The organism is Pseudomonas gingeri (assembly GCF_013385635.1).
GTDB classification, from domain to species: domain Bacteria; phylum Pseudomonadota; class Gammaproteobacteria; order Pseudomonadales; family Pseudomonadaceae; genus Aquipseudomonas; species Aquipseudomonas gingeri_A.
This window is the reverse complement of the sequence record NZ_JACAPR010000017.1, coordinates 1-13523: the sequence shown is the minus strand read 5'-3', so window position 1 is coordinate 13523 and position 13523 is coordinate 1. Positions and strand designations below refer to the sequence as shown.

Genomic DNA, 13523 nt, shown 5'->3' with positions numbered 1-13523 from the left:
CGTACGAAATGCACCGCTGACCCGCTAGGTCATCAAGCTGGCTGGCAATGCAACTCCTTCGCGGCAACGGCCTGACTAGACTGTTCGACAGCCGAGCAGAATAAAAACAGAACATGCCGAGGTCATTGCCGTGAGCGTAGTCCCTGTTGCAGCCCCCGCGAATGTAAAGGATCAGGTCAGTGCCGCCGAGTGGCAGACCCGCGTCGACCTGGCGGCCTGTTATCGCCTGGTGGCGATGCATGGCTGGGATGATCTGATCTTCACCCATATCTCGGCCAAGGTGCCGGGCACCGAGGATTTCCTGATCAACCCCTACGGGCTGATGTTCCACGAGATCACCGCGTCGAGCCTGGTGAAGGTCGACCAGGCCGGCAACAAGCTGATGGACAGTCCCTACGAGATCAATCCGGCCGGCTACACCATCCACAGCGCCATCCACGAAGTCCGCCATGACGTGACCTGCGTGCTGCATACCCACACCGCCGCGGGCGTGGCGGTTTCGGCGCAGCGGCAGGGTGTTTTGCCCATCAGCCAGCAGTCGCTGTTCGTCCTGTCGAGCCTGGCCTATCACGCCTATGAAGGCGTGGCCCTCAATCACGAGGAAAAGGCCCGCCTGCAGGCTGACCTGGGGCCGAACAACTTCCTCATGCTGCACAACCACGGCCTGTTGACCTGCGGCGCGAGCATCGCCGATACCTTCCTGATGATGTTCACCTTCCAGCGCGCCTGCGATATCCAGGTCCTGGCGCAAAATGGCGGGGCGCAACTGATTGCCATCGAGCCGCAGATTCTCGCCGGGGCCAAGGCAATGATTGCCGGCGTGACCCGCAGTGCCCAGGGCATGGGCGGCGCACTGGCCTGGCCGGCCTTGTTGCGCAAGCTCGACCAGCAAGACGCCGGGTTCAGACTGTAATGCCACTGGCCGAGATTCCCCTGTGCGTCTGGCGCAAGCGCGGGCAGGACTTCGTGTTTCGCGGTCACGCCATCCGCTATTGGGCGGCGGGGCAGGGCGAACCGCTGTTGCTGATCCATGGTTTTCCCACGGCCAGCTGGGATTGGCATTACCTGTGGAAGCCCCTGTCGCAGCGGTATCGGGTGATCGCCTGCGACATGCTCGGTTTTGGCGATTCGGCCAAGCCGTTGGACCACGACTACAGCCTTGTGGAACAGGCCGATCTGCAACAGGCGCTGCTCGAACACCTGGGGATTGACCAGCCGGTGCACCTGCTGGCCCATGACTATGGCGACAGCGTCGCCCAGGAACTCCTGGCCCGGCACTACGAAGCGCGTATCGAGATCGCCAGTTGTGTCTTCCTCAATGGCGGGTTGTTCCCGGAAACCCATCGTCCGGTGCTGGCGCAGAAACTGTTGCTCAGTCCGCTGGGCTGGTTGCTGGGGCGGACCTTCAGCCGCGATGCGCTGGTCAAGAGTTTCAGCCGGATCTTCGGCCCGAAGACGCGTCCCAGCGAAAGTGCGCTGGATGATTTCTGGAGTCTGGTGGAGAGCAATCAGGGCACACGGATCCTGCACAAATTGATCGGCTACATTCCCGAGCGGCGAGCGCAACGCGAGCGCTGGGTCAGCGCCATGCAGCGTGGCGAAGTCCCGTTGCGGGTGATCGACGGGGCTTTCGATCCGATCTCGGGGGCGCATATGGTCGAGCGTTATCGTCAGTTGATTACCGATCCGGACACCGTGCTGCTGGCGGGAATCGGTCACTACCCGCAGACCGAGGCGCCGGTGCAGGTGCTCAAGTATTACCTGGCGTTCCGGCAGCAGTCGGTGTCGCTGCCACCGAGGCGGGCCTGTTCCTGACGCCCGCGGGTGACGGGCGGACTATCCCTCTGCCTTATCGCGCACCATTCAGCCCCAGGCGTATTTATTGTGACCCGCAGCCCTGTGTCCGACACTCAAGGTCTATTCCCATCGCCCCCGGCTGGAGACCTGTATGAGTGAGTCTGTGCGCTTCGAAGATAAAGTGGTGATCGTCACCGGTGCCGGCGGCGGCCTGGGCCGTGCCCATGCACTGCTGTTCGCCCGCCATGGCGCACGCGTGGTGGTCAACGACCTCGGCGGCTCGGCCCATGGCGAGGGCGCCAATGCTTCGGCGGCGGATCGGGTGGTGGCCGAGATTCGCGAAGCCGGCGGCACCGCGGTGGCCAACCATGACTCGGTGACCGATGGCGACAAGATCGTGCAGAACGCCCTGGATGCCTTCGGGCGTGTCGATGTGGTGGTGAACAACGCCGGTATCCTGCGGGACAAGACCTTCCTCAAGATGGACGACGCCGACTGGGACCTGGTCTACCGGGTGCATGTCGAAGGTGCCTACAAGGTCACCCACGCCGCCTGGCCGCACCTGCGGGAGCAGAATTACGGACGGGTGATCTTCACCGCCTCGACCTCGGGTATCTATGGCAACTTCGGCCAGTCCAACTACGGCATGGCCAAGCTCGGGCTCTATGGCCTGACCCGCACCCTGGCCATCGAAGGGCGCAAGAACAATATCCTGGTCAACGCCATCGCCCCCACGGGTGGCACGCGCATGACCGAAGGCCTGATTCCGCCGCAGGTGTTCGAACTGCTCAAGCCCGAGCTGATCAGCCCGCTGGTGGTGTTCCTCGGCAGTGAACAGTGCCAGGAAACTTCCGGTCTGTTCGAAGTCGGCGGCGGCTGGATCGGCAAGACCCGCTGGGAGCGCAGCCTGGGCGCCGGGTTCGATCCGCACAACGGTTTCGCGGTGGAGGATGTCGCGGCGAACTGGGAAAAGATCTGCAACTTCGAAGGCGCCGTGCATCCGCAGGATACCCCCGAGGCGCTGCGGCAAATGATGGCGAATCTGCAAAAATATACGGCCTGAACCTTCCTCCGCTTCCGAGAGGGTGATCGTGAAAAAGGGAGGCGCGTTGGAAGTAGTGGTCTGAAGCAGGAGACGGCCTACGATTAAGTCGGATAGGTAAGGAATGTACAAGTAGGGTGTGAATTGATTCCGTTTCTGGTGCGAGCTGCATAACGCAGCCGCGTGCATCGAGCGATGCACCACTGAAAACGAAATGGAGTACTCACCTATGTTTGTTAAATACTTGCCACTGGTTATTGCTGTTGCCCTGGTGCCACAGACAGGAGCCGCCTCTGCGCAGAATTCGCCTCTGACAGAGGCGACGTTCCCCAATTGCCTGATCAATCAGGGAACCATCCATCAAGGGATTGTCATGCCGGGGGAGACGATGGTAGTTCATGGTCCTTATACCTCGACCTGTGATGACCGATTTCATGACATCCGAATTCGGACACTGGGTGGAGCGTTGACCTACATACGTATCGAAAAACTTACTGGTAGTGATTGGTTTTTGGTGCGTGAGGGACCTTCGGATATACAGGAAAAATTAGGTGTTGGGACCTTTCGGGTGGTTATTGATAATCAGCTGGGAGAGACGGCTATACGCTATAAAGGAACATTCTCCGTACCGCTGTAGGTAAAGCGACCCGCCTCCTCTTGGTATGGAAGCGGGTTGTTGATGATTAGACTGTTATATCTATCAGGTTGTTGTTTTTTTGGATTTTCGAATACTCTTGAAGCCCCTTCAATACGGTTAGTATGAATTTTTGCTTGGGGATCATATCTTTGGCGACGGCGTAGCCACCGTTTACCATTTCGGTGACTGCGCTAAGCTGCTTTTTTGTCTCAGTCACGGCATCGAGTTTTGTGTCGCGATTTATTTGAGTTCCCTGTGCATTGTATTGTGACCCTATTGCTCCGAGCAGAATGACTCCAGTCATATCTAGCAATCCAGTCTGGTACAGTGCTAACCCTATAGCGTGAAGTTCTCTGTTTGACGTGCTATTTCCATTGAAGCCGCTCAGGTCAAGCTTCAGCTCCTTGAGCTTTTCGGTGATGGGGATATCTGTATCTGCCCAAAATTGCCTAAGTCGGGCGCTGGCATCTTCTTCTTCCCTCGTATACCCGCTTGAAGTCTTGAACTCATCCCTGACGTGATACACATAGGGCGCGACCCGATTCATCACCCTGTTGACGTAGTCAAGCATAGTGACTCTCCTGAATGATTTATGACGAGAGTCCTATCGGGAAGAAAATCTGAATCTTTATGCGATATGACAGTTAAAGGCCTTGAGGTCGGCAAAAGAGAGTTTAGCTACAGTGGTTCGTTATTATTCCTACTCGTTTATAGGAATTGAATTGCGCGACCATAAAAAAAGCCGCTGCAAACGCAGCGGCCAAGGGAAGACGTTTGATCAAGGAGCTACAAATCAACGTCAGTGAACAGCGCGATGATGACCCGCCAACCCTGGGGCGGATATCGAAAAACGTTCAGCCGCGACGGCCAGGACAACCCTCAGTGCAGAGCCGGTGACTCGATGCCGGAACCAGTCTCGAAGTTTCAACCCTTCAAGCCATTCCTTCTGAAAGCCAGGTAAGAATAAGCAATTGTGGCTGTCTGAAAAAGCGCGCTTCGTGACAATCACTGTTGCATTCGCAGTAACAGTCGCTGGCGGTTGCCCCGAGCCTGGCCGGCGTGCCGGCGACCTTCATCCATCGCCGCTATGGCCTGTCATCCAGCGTTTCGATGGTGCCCTGCAAGCCCGTGCCGGCGCGGGCATTCATCCTTTGGAGGTACAACGCGAATACCTCCTTGGTGCGCTTATCGCTCCCGCTGGCGGTGGGTAGGGTGAAGGCTTCTGTCACTCACCGGGGAAGACGCATGACAAAAACAACAATGCGCGCCATCTTCACGCCGCAGGCGCTGGCTATCGCCGTGGCCCTGGGCGCCAGCGCCCAGGCCAACGCGGTTTCGTTCAACATCGGCGAGATCGAAGGGAAGTTCGACTCTTCCCTGTCGGTCGGCGCGAGCTGGGGCATGCGCGATGCCGACAAGAAACTGGTAGGGGTTACCAACGGCGGTACCGGGCAGGCCTCCACCGGTGATGACGGGCGCCTGAACTTCAAGAAGGGCGATACCTTCTCGAAGATCTTCAAGGGCATCCATGACCTGGAATTGAAGTATGGCGATACCGGCGTCTTCGTTCGTGGCAAGTACTGGTATGACTTCGAACTGGCCGATGGCGACCGCGAGTTCAAGGATCTCAGCGACCACCACCGCGACGAAGGGGCACGCTCTTCCGGCGCGCAACTGCTCGACGCCTTTGTCTACCACAACTACTCCATCGCCGACCTGCCGGGCACCGTGCGCCTGGGCAAGCAGGTGGTCAGCTGGGGCGAAAGCACCTTTATCGGCAACTCCATCAACAGCATCAACCCCATCGACGTCTCGGCTTTCCGCCGGCCCGGCGCCGAGATCAAGGAAGGCCTGATCCCGGTCAATATGTTCTTCGCTTCCCAGAGCCTCACCGACGCGCTGACGGTCGAGGGCTTCTACCAGTTGAACTGGGAAAACACCGTGGTGGATAACTGCGGGACCTTCTTCGGCAACGATGTGGTGGCCCACGGATGCAACAACAACTACACCGTCGGCAGCGCCGCCAGTGCGGGCTTCCTGCCGTTGGCGAACGCGTTCGGACAAGGCTTCCAGGTCACTCCGGAAGGCATCGTGGTGCAGCGTAGCGAAGACCGGGAAGCACGTGATGGTGGTCAATGGGGCGCGGCCCTGCGCTGGCTGGGCAGTGATACCGAGTACGGCCTGTACTTCATGAACTATCACAGCCGTACGCCGACGGTCGGGACGACCAGCGCCGGCGCGGCCACGCTCAGCGCACTGCAAAGCATGGCGGCGCTGACGCCTGCCCCGCTGCGCAGCTCCCTGGCTTCAAGCGTGATGCTGGGCCGCGGCCAGTACTATCTCGAGTATCCGGAAGATATCCGACTCTACGGTGCGAGCTTCTCGACAACCCTGCCCACCGGCACGGCCTGGAGCGGAGAAATCAGCTACCGCCCCAATGCGCCGGTACAACTGAACACCACCGACCTGACGCTTGCGCTGATCAACCCGGCGGCTCCCGGGACCTCGCCGATCAAATCTTCGGCTGGTGCCGACAACACCGGCTATCGCCGCAAGGAAATCACCCAGGCGCAAACCACCCTCACGCAGTTCTTCGACCAGGTCATGGGCGCCGATCGCCTGACCCTGGTGGGCGAGGCCGGGATCACCTACGTCGGTGGCCTGGAGTCCAAGGACAAACTGCGCTACGGGCGTGACTCGGTCTACGGTGCGTACGGCTTCCAGGGCGATACCGGCGGCTTTGTCACCGCCACCTCCTGGGGCTACCGCGCCCGGGCGATCCTCGACTACAGCAACGTGTTCGCCGGGGTCAACCTCAAGCCCAACCTGTCCTGGTCCCATGACGTCAAGGGCTACGGTCCCAACGGCATTTTCAACGAAGGCGCCAAGGCAGTGAGCATCGGTGTCGATGCCGACTACCGCAACACCTACACCGCGAGCCTCAGCTACACCGACTTTTTCGGTGGCCGCTACAACACCCTGACCGACCGTGACTTCCTCGCGCTCAGCGTCGGCGCGAACTTCTGATCAAGGCTGAAAAGGACTACTTTATGCGCAAGATGATTCTGCAATGCGGCGCCCTGGCCCTGAGTCTGCTGGCGGCCAACGTGATGGCGGCGGTTTCCCCGGAGGAAGCGGCCAAGCTCGGCACCACCCTGACTGCCATCGGCGCGGAAAAGGCCGGCAATGCCGACGGCTCGATCCCGGCCTATACCGGCGGCATCCCGAAAAATGCCGGCGCGGTGGACAGCAAGGGCTTCCTCGCCGATCCGTTCGCCAATGAGAAACCTCTGTTCGTCATCACCGCGGCCACCGCCGACCAGTACAAGGCCAAGCTCTCGGACGGCCAACTGGCGATGTTCAAGCGTTATCCGGAAACCTACAAGATCCCGGTCTACCCGACCCACCGCACCGTGGCCCTGCCGCAAGCGGTGCTGGATTCGGCCAAGCGCAGCGCCCTCAACGTCACCACGATCAATGACGGCAACGGCCTGGCGAATTTCACCGGCAACCGCTACTACGCCTTCCCGATTCCGAAAAACGGCGTGGAAGTGCTGTGGAACCATATCACCCGCTATCACGGCGGCAACCTGCGGCGCACCATCACCCAGGCGACCCCGCAGACCAACGGCTCCTTCACCCCGATCACCTTCGAGGAAGAGGCCGCGGTACCGTCGGAAGTGCCCGACCTGTCACCGGACAAAGGTGCCAACGTGCTGACCTTCTTCAAGCAGGAAGTCACCGCGCCGGCGCGTCTGGCGGGTAACGTGCTGCTGGTGCACGAAACCCTCGACCAGGTGAAGGAACCGCGCCTGGCCTGGGTCTACAACGCCGGCCAGCGCCGCGTGCGCCGTGCCCCGCAAGTCGCCTATGACGGTCCGGGTACCGCCGCCGACGGCCTGCGCACCTCGGACAACTTCGACATGTTCTCCGGCGCACCGGATCGCTACGACTGGAAGCTGATCGGCAAGAAGGAGATGTACATCCCCTACAACAGCTACAAGCTGGACTCGCCGACCCTCAAGTACACCGACGTGATCAAGGCCGGTCATATCAACCAGGACCTGACCCGCTACGAGCTGCACCGGGTCTGGGAGATCGAGGGCACGGTCAAGCCGAGCGAACGGCATATCTATGCCAAGCGCCACATGTACATCGACGAGGACAGCTGGCAGGTCGCGCTGGTGGACCACTACGACGGTCGCGGCCAGTTGTGGCGGGTGGCCGAAGGTCATGCGCAGTTCTACTACGACCACCAGGTGCAGGCGTACACCGTGGAAACGCTGTACGACCTGATCGCCGGGCGCTACATCGCCCTGGGCATGAAGAACGAGGAGAAACACAGCTTCCAGTTCGGTTTTGTCGGCAAGGCGGCGGACTACACGCCAGCGGCGCTGCGGGCGAGCGGGGTGCGCTGAGCCACCCCGATTCCCCTGTAGGAACCGGCTTGCCGGCGATGGCGTCCCTGAGATCGCTAAAAGCTTCGCGGCGATGCGGTGTCCCGACAAGCCCACTCCTACACAAGCCAGCTCCTCCTACACTGTGTCGTCGTCCAGCGGTTCATGATCGTTCCCACGCTCCAGCGTGGGAATGCAGCCCGTGATGCTCTGCGTCACAGAAGCTGACGCAGCGCGTCCGTAGCTGCGTTCCATTGCTGCGCGTGGGAGCGATCAGAAACATTGCAGGAGCGGAGCTTACCGGGGCCTTTTCTCAGATCGCCGAAGTGGGGAAGTATTTCTTCACCAGCGCCGCCAGGCGCGCGGCCGTTTCTATATCCAGCCTGCCGTCATGATTGTCGGCCCTGAAGTGCAATTGAAAGGCGCGGATCAATTGCCACAAGCCTTGCTCCGACGTGGCTTTCGAGGTGTCGTAGCCATAGGCCTTGAACTGCGCCAGCAAGGTGGCTTGCGGGGGCAGGCCCTGTTCGGTGAAACGACTGACGTAAGTGTACTTGGCCGACTCGTCGTACCAGGCGCCGATACCTGCCTGATACAGCTGCTGCCAGGGAAAGGCCGCGCCCGGGTCGCTTTTGCGGCCCACGGCGATATCACTGTGGCCGACCACATTGACCGGACTGATGGCGGGGTGCCGCGCGAGGATATTCAGTGCCAGCTCCTTGACCGCCTCGATCTGGTCCGGGTGATAGGGCGGGAAGGTGAACTGCCCCTGGTCGTCGCGCGCCAGGTTGACGATTTCGATGCCGATGGAACTGTCGTTGAGATTGACCCGGTTGCCCCAGGCACTGGCCCCCGCGTGCCAGGCGCGGTCGTTCTCATTGACCAGGTTGAAGATATTCTGGGTACTGAAACCCGCGGCAATGTAGGACGCATCGGTCGGATCCGGCACCAGGTAGTGGGCACTGACATGGGGGCCGGTCAAGCTGTTGATCGAAGCCTGGAAGTTGCCCGCCGTATAATGCATCACGAGAAAACGAATTCGGCTATCAAAGCTTTTATCGGCACGATAAGTGTTGTATTTGATGATATTCATGGGGGGAGCCCTTTGGGATTGAGCCCACACAATAAGTGTTGTAGTGGTGCGTTATTTTTAAGAGGTTTCTTTAATGGTGGTAGGAGTTTTTTGAAGCGGTTTTTTGATCCTTGGGAAATATACTGACTCAGATCCAAGGCTTGACGGTGTTTGTCTGTTTTGTTTTTTTAAGACGGAAGTGCTCAGTGATATATCGCCTGTTTCGATGCATGAAAGGGCGGTTTGGGCCTGCCTACCGATAAAACAGGAACATTCAAATGAACACCGATAGCACTCATGCGGATAAACATCATTTGCGCGCAAGCTGGATTGCGACGGTCGCCAACCTGGATTGGCCATCACGGGTGTCCTCCACGATTGGCGATGACGCCGAACGGATCAGGGTGCAGAAAAACGAGCTGGTCGAGCAGTTGGACGAACTGGTCAGGCTGAAGATGAATGCCGTGTTCTTCCAGGTGAAGCCCTGTTCGGATGCGTTTTTCCGTTCGGCCCTCCTGCCCTGGTCGGCGTGGCTCAGCGGCACGCTGGGCCGCGATCCGGGCTTCGATCCCCTGGCGTTCGTGGTCGAACAGGCCCACGCGAGAAACCTGGAATTGCATGCCTGGTTCAATCCCTACCGGGTCTCGATGGACACCCGGCACAGTACCATCGATGCGTTGCGCAGCACGTTACCGGGGGCACCCGCCAGCGTGTATGCCGCGCACCCGGAATGGGTCGGTACCGCCTATGACCGTCTGGTGCTGGATCCGGGCATCCCCGAGGCCCGCGACTGGGTGATTCAAGGCGTGCTGGAAGTTACGCTCAACTATGATGTCGACGGCATCCATTTCGATGATTACTTCTATTACGAGTCAGCCAGTTCAAGACTGGATGATGCAACAACGTTTTCCCGATATGGCCAGGCGTTTGACAATAAAGACGATTGGCGCCGTCATAATACTTACCTGTTGATTTCAGATTTGTCCCGCAAGTTGCGCGAACTCAAACCGGCCTTGAAGTTCGGTGTCAGTCCCGCGGGTGTCTGGCGTAACCGGAGGGATGATCCGCGCGGTTCTGATACTTCAGCAGGCGCGCCGAATTATGACACCGGTTATGCCGATACCCGTCGCTGGGTCGAGGAAGAGCTGATTGATTACATTGCGCCACAAGTGTATTGGAGTTTCGGCCTCAGGGCGGCGCAGTTCGATATCGTGACGCGTTGGTGGGCCGATGCAGTGCGCGGGAAAAATGTTCATCTTTATATCGGTGAGGCGCTCTACAAAGTGGGCGTACCCAGCCAGCGGGAGCCCGAGTGGAGCGAGGGCCAAGGGATCGCTGAACTCAACAGGCAGTTGCAGTGGAACCTCGATATGCCGGAAATCCGCGGCAGCATCCTGTTTCGCCAGCGTTTCCTGCGGGTGCCCGAGACTCATGCCGCCGTCGCTGCCCTGCGCGTAGGTGTCTGGCGTTATCCGGCGCTGATCCCGTCGATGCCCTGGAAAACCGGGCAACCGCCGGCGGCCCCGGCCTGTGTGCAGCAGCGCCGGCATGACTGGGGAACGCAGGTCAAATGGCATGAAAACAGCGCCAATGCCACGAACAAGACCCGCTATTACGCGATTTATCGCTTCCCCTGCGCAGAGGCGGTGGACATTGCCCGGGTCGATTGTCTGGTGACCACGATCCCTCGTGCGGGTTGCCTGCATATCTGGAACAGTCCAGCCGAAAACGGCCCTTCGTGTATCTATGCCATCACCGCCCTGGACGAGAATCACCGGGAAAGCCGGATGACGATATCGAGCTGATCGGCGCGCCGGACGCGACCGGCCGGTCAGTTTCTTTATGGGCGCCAATCAGTGCGCTGAATACTCATTCAACAAGGCTACCCATGAGGACTAGGGTAGCCGTATAAAATCAAGAAAAGGCCGCCGCAATGACCGCCATGACCCCGCGTCTGGATCGTCCCGGGTTCTTGCCTCGTTTGTCCTCCCGCCATTTGCCACGTCCACGCCTGAGCACACCCTTGATCGAGTCGCCGGCGCGGGTACGCCTGCTGTGCGCGCCCGCCGGCAGCGGCAAGAGCGCCTTGCTCGCCGAATGCCTGTTGCAGGCGTCGCCCAACTGCGGCGTGTGCTGGCTGCCGCTGGCCGGTGCCAGCCTGACCACCGAGGCCTTCTGTTCCGCCCTGGCCGAGGCGCTGGGGCTGGACGATGCGCGGGATGAAACGAGCCTGTTGGCTCGGCTGGCACGCTGGACCCTGCCGACCTGGATCTTTCTCGACGACTATTGTCGTTTGCCCAACCCGGCCCTGGATCAATTGCTCGATCGCCTGCTGGCGGTCAGCAGCCCGGTCCTGAGCTGGTGGCTGGGTGGGCGGCGGCGGCCCCATTGCAACTGGCCGCGGCTGTTGCTGGAGGGCGAACTCTACGAGGTCGACGGCTCGAGCCTGGCCTTCGAACGCGGTGAGATCGAACGGCTGGTAATCAATCCGACGGTCCAGGTGTCGACCCAGTGCATCGACCGGATCGGCCAGTACACCGCCGGCTGGTGCGCCGGGGTGCGGGTTGCGCTGCTGGAGGCGCCCGCGTGGATAGCCAACGACCCCGATATCGGCTCACGCCGTTCGGCGACGTTGCTCGATTACCTGCAGCACGAACTGTTCGATGCCCTGGCGCCCGAACTGGCCGAAGCCTGGCGGGTGCTGGCGCATCTGCCACGCTTCAATGCCGATCTCTGCGAGCATCTGTTCGGTGCCGGGGAGGGCGCGCAGTGGATGCGTACCCTGCAGGAACTGGGGTGCTTTATCGAACCGTGGGAGGACTCGTCGGAATGGCTGCGGGTGTTCGCCCCGCTGACCCTGCTGCTGTGCGATGAGCCCTGGCCGGCCGGGCGCTCCTGGCATCGCCGCGCCTGCCAGTGGTTCAGTGCCCGGGGCGACTGGCAGGCGGCGGTGGAACAGGCCCTGGCCGCCGAAGAGTTCGAAGTAGCGGCCAGTCTGTTGCACAACTTCACCTTCGACTACCTGTTCCAGGGCCAGAACGTCGCACTGCTGTTGCGCCTGCAAGAGCAACAGCCGGATGAGCTGATGTTCGGCACGCCGCACCTGCTCGGCCTGATCACCACGGCGTTGCTGTTCGCCGGGCGTTTCGACGAGGCGGCCCACAGCATCGAACAGATGGCGCGCTTCACTCCGCAGCCGTCGGCGGCGGCGCAGCGGCAACTGGTGGCGCGCTGGCAGGCCCAGCAGGGTTGGTTGCTGCACTTGCAGGGACAGGCGCAAGCGGCGTGCGGGCATTTTCTCGACGCGCTGCACGACCTGCCAGCCGCCGCTTGGCCGGCACGGCTGTTCTGTCTGTCGGGGCTGACCCAGCAGGCGTTGCTCAATGGCGAGCTGGAACAGGCCCAGGCCTTGAGCCGCGAGGCCCTGTGCCTGGCGCGGGCCCAGGGTTCGCTGCTGTTCGAGGCGCTGCTGGAACTGGATCACGCGCAACTGCTCGAGCAACGCGGCGCCTTGCATCGCAGTGAAGCCTTGCTCGACAACGTGCAGGCCTTGCTGACGGCCCAGCGTTACCTCACCGGCCCGCTGCGTGGGCGTGTCGCGTTGCGCCAGGGCCGTATTGCCTTGCGCCAGGGCCGCGACCCGCAAGCCGCCGAGCATTTCCAGGCGGGACTCGACGAGTGCCTGCGCAGTCACGACAAACGTGCGCTGTACGGTTTCCTCGGGTTGGCGCTGCTGGATGCCAACCACGGCGACTACGCCCAGGCCTTCGTGCGCCTGCGCGATGCCGAGCGCCTCATGCAGCAGCGGCATATTCCGGACGTGGTGTATCGCGCGGTGCTGTTGATGATCAGCAGCCATCTCTGGCTGCAACAGGGCCGTCCCGAGCTGGCGGACGAGGCCTTGACCCGGGTGCTGCGCCATTATCGCGGGCCGAACGCCATGCAGGCGCCGCCGGCCACCCTGGAGCTGGTGCCACGGCTGGAATACCTGTTGATCCTGGCCCAGGTCTACCAGCGCAAGCCCTGTGCGGGGCTGGAGTCACTGGCGCAGTTGTTGGCGCAGGCACAGCAGCGGGGCATGCAGGGGATTGAAACGGAGATCCGCCTGGCCCTGGCGGAAGTGGCCTTTCTGGAGGGCCGCGGCGCGCTGGCCAAGACCCACCTCGCCGAGGGACTGGCACTGGTCAGCCGCTGCCACCTGCAGCAGGCGTTGCGTGAACTGCGCCTGCGCCAGCCGGGCATTCTCTCGGCCTTGGGGTTCGAGGAAGAACTGATCGCCACGGGTGACAATCCCTTGAGCCAGCGCGAGCTGGAAGTGCTCAAGCTGATTGCCCTGGGCAGTTCCAATCTGGAGATTGCCGCCCAATTGTTCATCTCGCTGCACACGGTGAAAACCCATGCCCGCAGGATCCACAGCAAGCTCGGCGTGGAACGTCGCACCCAGGCGGTGGCGAAGGCCAAGGCGCTGGGCCTGATGGGATAAACGTACGCCATGTACAGGTAGGAGCCGGCTTGCCGGCGATGACGTCCGCGAGATCGATGCAAGACTTGCTGGCTTTATCGCCGGCAAGCCGGCTC

The 13523-nt window shown here is 61.0% G+C and carries 10 protein-coding genes; 8 read left to right on the top strand and 2 right to left on the bottom strand.

Features of this window, described 5'->3' with window-relative positions; all coding sequences use genetic code 11:
- Positions 1-130: 130 nt before the first annotated feature.
- The 4 genes from HX851_RS44785 (at position 131) to HX851_RS44770 (ending at position 3476) form a co-directional block, all read left to right on the top strand.
- Entirely contained in the window at positions 131-913 is a 783-nt protein-coding gene (locus tag HX851_RS44785; RefSeq protein WP_177056204.1) for a class II aldolase/adducin family protein, read from the top strand.
- Complete coding sequence (locus HX851_RS44780; RefSeq protein ID WP_177056203.1) at positions 913-1815, top strand: alpha/beta fold hydrolase; 903 nt, start codon at positions 913-915, stop codon at positions 1813-1815. Before HX851_RS44785 ends, HX851_RS44780 begins: the two co-directional genes overlap by 1 nt.
- Positions 1816-1948: 133 nt before the next feature.
- Positions 1949-2860 (top strand): SDR family oxidoreductase, encoded by a 912-nt coding sequence (locus tag HX851_RS44775; RefSeq protein WP_017126487.1) that lies wholly within the window; start codon positions 1949-1951, stop codon positions 2858-2860.
- A 208-nt stretch (positions 2861-3068) separates the two neighbouring features.
- Positions 3069-3476: a hypothetical protein gene (locus HX851_RS44770; protein WP_177066021.1), complete on the top strand. Its 408-nt coding sequence runs from the start codon at positions 3069-3071 to the stop codon at positions 3474-3476.
- 46 nt (positions 3477-3522) lie between these two features.
- Here HX851_RS44770 and HX851_RS44765 read toward each other — a convergent pair whose 3' ends face one another.
- Positions 3523-4047 carry a hypothetical protein gene (locus HX851_RS44765; RefSeq protein ID WP_177066020.1) on the bottom strand — a complete coding sequence of 175 codons (525 nt, stop codon included), beginning with the start codon at positions 4045-4047 and terminating at the stop codon, positions 3523-3525.
- A gap of 689 nt (positions 4048-4736) precedes the next feature.
- On the opposite strand from HX851_RS44765, the gene HX851_RS44760 reads away from it, so the two are divergent.
- Entirely contained in the window at positions 4737-6503 is a 1767-nt protein-coding gene (locus tag HX851_RS44760) for a DUF1302 domain-containing protein (RefSeq protein ID WP_177056329.1), read from the top strand.
- A gap of 23 nt (positions 6504-6526) precedes the next feature.
- Positions 6527-7894, top strand: a complete 1368-nt coding sequence (locus HX851_RS44755) for a DUF1329 domain-containing protein (RefSeq protein WP_177066019.1) — start codon at positions 6527-6529, stop codon at positions 7892-7894.
- Between the two features lie 292 nt (positions 7895-8186).
- Here HX851_RS44755 and HX851_RS44750 read toward each other — a convergent pair whose 3' ends face one another.
- Positions 8187-8966 (bottom strand): N-acetylmuramoyl-L-alanine amidase, encoded by a 780-nt coding sequence (locus HX851_RS44750; RefSeq protein ID WP_177056199.1) that lies wholly within the window; start codon positions 8964-8966, stop codon positions 8187-8189.
- Positions 8967-9223: 257 nt separating this feature from the next.
- On the opposite strand from HX851_RS44750, the gene HX851_RS44745 reads away from it, so the two are divergent.
- Both HX851_RS44745 and HX851_RS44740 read left to right on the top strand, forming a co-directional pair.
- Positions 9224-10750, top strand: coding sequence for a glycoside hydrolase family 10-like protein (locus tag HX851_RS44745; protein ID WP_177066018.1), 1527 nt, complete (start codon positions 9224-9226; stop codon positions 10748-10750).
- 128 nt (positions 10751-10878) lie between these two features.
- Positions 10879-13428, top strand: coding sequence for a LuxR C-terminal-related transcriptional regulator (locus HX851_RS44740; protein WP_177066017.1), 2550 nt, complete (start codon positions 10879-10881; stop codon positions 13426-13428).
- Positions 13429-13523: the final 95 nt, after the last annotated feature.